A 3,207-nucleotide genomic window follows, 5' to 3' on the forward strand; every position below is an offset into this window, starting at 1 on the left:
GCCGGCGACGATCCCTTGTCGCCGGCCGGAGCCGTTTTGCCGGTGCCCCGGTTCACACCGGCGTTGCCCACGGGCGCTCCCGGGATCGATGACGTCGCATTATCCGAGACATCCCCGTGCCATTTGTAAACTGGTTCGTGGTTGAATGGCCGCGGGTGCATCTGCCGGTCCGATCCGGCGATCGCCTCGGATGAGCGAAGGGATGTGCAGCATTGCAGACCGGGATGGTGCTTCTGATCATTCTGGTGCTCGTGCTGGTCGCATTGGCTCTGGTTTCCACGTATCGCCTGGTCATGTTGCGGCGCGGCGGCACCGCGGCCATCCTGCGCGTACTCCCGGCTCGCGGCGGGGAACGCTGGCGGCACGGCGTCATCCGCTACGACGAGGATCACCTCGTCTTCTTCAAACTCACCAGCCTCCGGCTCGGCGCCGATTCGGTGATCCGCCGGCGCGGTATCGAGATCGGTGAACGCCGCGGTCCGCAGGGCGACGAGTACGACATCATGACCGACGGGATCGGGGTGATCGGGGTGTCCGATCGCCACGGCGATTACGAGCTGGCACTGGATCGCGCGGCGTTGACCGCGTTCCTGTCCTGGGTCGAGTCACGGCCCTCGGAGCGGGCCCGCCGGCTGCGCGGCCACTGAGGCCGGTAGGCCCGTTCCCCGCGCACGGGCCTTGTCGGGCGGGCAGTACGGCGCAAATGCGCGTCCGCCGCAACCCCTCGGCCGGTCGGATGGACGTTAGGGTGGTCCTGTGAGCGTGCATTTGACGCGGATCTACACCCGCACCGGCGACGACGGGACCACCGGTCTCAGTGATTTCTCCCGGGTGCCGAAAACCGATCCGCGGCTGATCGCCTACGCGGACTGCGATGAGGCCAATGCCGCCCTCGGGGTCGCGATCGCCCTCGGCGGCCCGGGTCCGCAACTGACAGCGGTCCTGCGCGGGGTCCAGAACGACCTCTTCGACGCGGGCGCGGATCTATCCACTCCGGTGGTGGAGAACCCGAAGTATCCGCCGCTGCGCATCACCGCGAGCTATATCGAACGCCTGGAACAGTGGTGTGACCGGTTCAATGCCGAGCTGGCTCCGCTCGATTCGTTCATCCTGCCCGGCGGGACCCCGCTCGCCGCGCTGCTGCACACCGCACGCACGGTCGTCCGGCGCGCCGAACGCTCGGCGTGGGCGGCCGTGGAAGCGCATCCCGGCGACACCAGCGCGCTACCGGCCAAATATCTCAACCGGCTGTCGGATCTGCTGTTCATCCTCAGCCGCTACACCAATCCCGACGGTGATGTGCTCTGGCAGCCCGGCGGTGGCCGCAAGGACGAGGCCGGCGCGGCGACTCCGGACGGACCGGGCGCGGGTCCCGCGCCCGAAAGCTGACGGATTCCGTCCGGACGGTGGAAACTGCTCCTGGCGATCGGGTGGCCGAGCCGCCGCGCGCGAGGGCTCGGCGTTGTCTCGACCGGCAGCGCAATGCGATCGTGGGCGCTCTATCCTTGCACTCACTGGTGCGCCGAATACTCGGAGAGGCGGCATGGAACGGTTTTTGGTAACTGGCGGCAACCGGCTGGTCGGTGAGGTCTCGGTAGGAGGCGCCAAGAACAGCGTCCTGAAACTGATGGCCGCTGCTCTGCTCACCGAAGGCAAGACCACCATCACGAACTGTCCGGACATCCTCGATGTGCCGCTGATGGCCGAGGTCCTGCGCGGCCTCGGCTGCGACGTCGAGGTCTCCGGCGATGTGGTGACGATCGACACCCCGGCCGAACCCAAATACCACGCGGATTTCCCCGCGGTGACCCAGTTCCGTGCCTCGGTCTGTGTCCTCGGCCCGTTGATGGCCCGCTGTAAACGTGCGGTGGTGGCGCTGCCCGGTGGTGACGCCATCGGTTCCCGGCCTCTCGATATGCACCAGGCCGGGCTGCGGTTGCTCGGCGCGACCAGCGAGATCGAACACGGATGCGTGGTCGCCCGGGCCGACGAGCTGCAGGGCGCGCGTATCCGGCTGGATTTCCCGTCGGTCGGTGCCACCGAGAACATCCTCATGGCCGCGGTGCTGGCGCAGGGGGAGACGGTGATCGACAACGCCGCGCGCGAACCCGACATCGTCGACCTGTGCACCATGCTCACCCAGATGGGTGCGCGCATCCGCGGGGCCGGCACCTCGGTGCTCACGATCCACGGCGTGAAACGACTGGCACCGATCACGCACCGGGTGATCGGTGACCGGATCGTCGCGGCCACCTGGGGTATCGCGGCCGCCATGACGATGGGCGATGTGCGGGTGACCGGGGTCAATCCCCAGCATCTGGCACTGGTCCTGGACAAGCTGCGGTCGGCCGGCGCGCGGATCTCGTTCGAACCCGAGGGTTTCCGGGTCGTGCAGCCCGATCGCCCGCGCGCGGTCAACTTCTCCACCCTTCCGTTCCCCGGCTTCCCCACCGATCTGCAGCCGATGGCCATCGGCCTGGCGGCGATCGCGGATGGCACCTCGATGATCACCGAGAACGTCTTCGAAGCGCGCTTCCGGTTCGTCGAGGAGATGATCCGGCTCGGTGCCGATGCCCGGACCGACGGGCACCACGCGGTGGTCCGCGGTATTCCCCGGCTCTCCAGCGCACCGGTGTGGTCCTCCGATATTCGCGCCGGCGCCGGACTGGCCCTCGCGGGCCTCGTCGCCGACGGGGTGACAGAAGTGCACGACGTTTTCCACATCGACCGCGGATATCCGAACTTCGTGGAGAAACTCCAGGCGCTCGGAGCCGACGTGGAACGGGTGGGAGTGGGAACCTGACCGTTCTCGGCGGCCCGGGTTCGGAAACGGTCTCGGGAACAATCGCCGAAAAGTCGCGTTGACCAGGCGATTTGACATTGAATTAGATGCCACGTAACTTTATCCAAGTCAGAGCGACACGGACACCGACCCGGGGCCCGGAGCAAGGCGGAAACGCCGAGCCGGAGGGACCAGGGAAACGAGGTAGGACGAGGAGCGCCTGGCGATCACACTGGCTCGACCGGGACACCGATTTGCAATCGGGAAAACGGATGAGCTAAGCTTGAGAAGTTGCCTCACCGATCGAATGACTTAAAAGTCACCAGATGGTGTGTGCGTGTGTTCTTTGAGAACTCAATAGTGTGTTGATGAATGTCAGTGCCAAATATTTGATTTGGTTTCGGTTCTTCATACCCCCGTGTGGA

Annotated in this window: 3 protein-coding genes; all 3 read left to right on the top strand. The window is 66.2% G+C overall.

The features are described 5' to 3' along the window. Positions 1-224: 224 nt before the first annotated feature. The 3 genes from ACLML9_RS28205 (at position 225) to murA (ending at position 2,803) form a co-directional block, all read left to right on the top strand. Positions 225-647 carry a DUF2550 domain-containing protein gene (locus ACLML9_RS28205; RefSeq protein WP_411948344.1) on the top strand — a complete coding sequence of 141 codons (423 nt, stop codon included), beginning with the start codon at positions 225-227 and terminating at the stop codon, positions 645-647. 109 nt (positions 648-756) lie between these two features. Next, a complete protein-coding gene (locus ACLML9_RS28210) occupies positions 757-1,389 on the top strand; it encodes a cob(I)yrinic acid a,c-diamide adenosyltransferase (RefSeq protein WP_411948345.1) in 633 nt (210 codons plus the stop codon). Positions 1,390-1,543: 154 nt separating this feature from the next. Further along, positions 1,544-2,803 carry a UDP-N-acetylglucosamine 1-carboxyvinyltransferase gene (gene murA, locus ACLML9_RS28215; protein ID WP_411948346.1) on the top strand — a complete coding sequence of 420 codons (1,260 nt, stop codon included), beginning with the start codon at positions 1,544-1,546 and terminating at the stop codon, positions 2,801-2,803. Positions 2,804-3,207 lie beyond the last annotated feature (404 nt).

This window comes from Nocardia sp. NPDC002869 (assembly GCF_046764065.1).
Classification (GTDB): domain Bacteria; phylum Actinomycetota; class Actinomycetes; order Mycobacteriales; family Mycobacteriaceae; genus Nocardia; species Nocardia rhamnosiphila.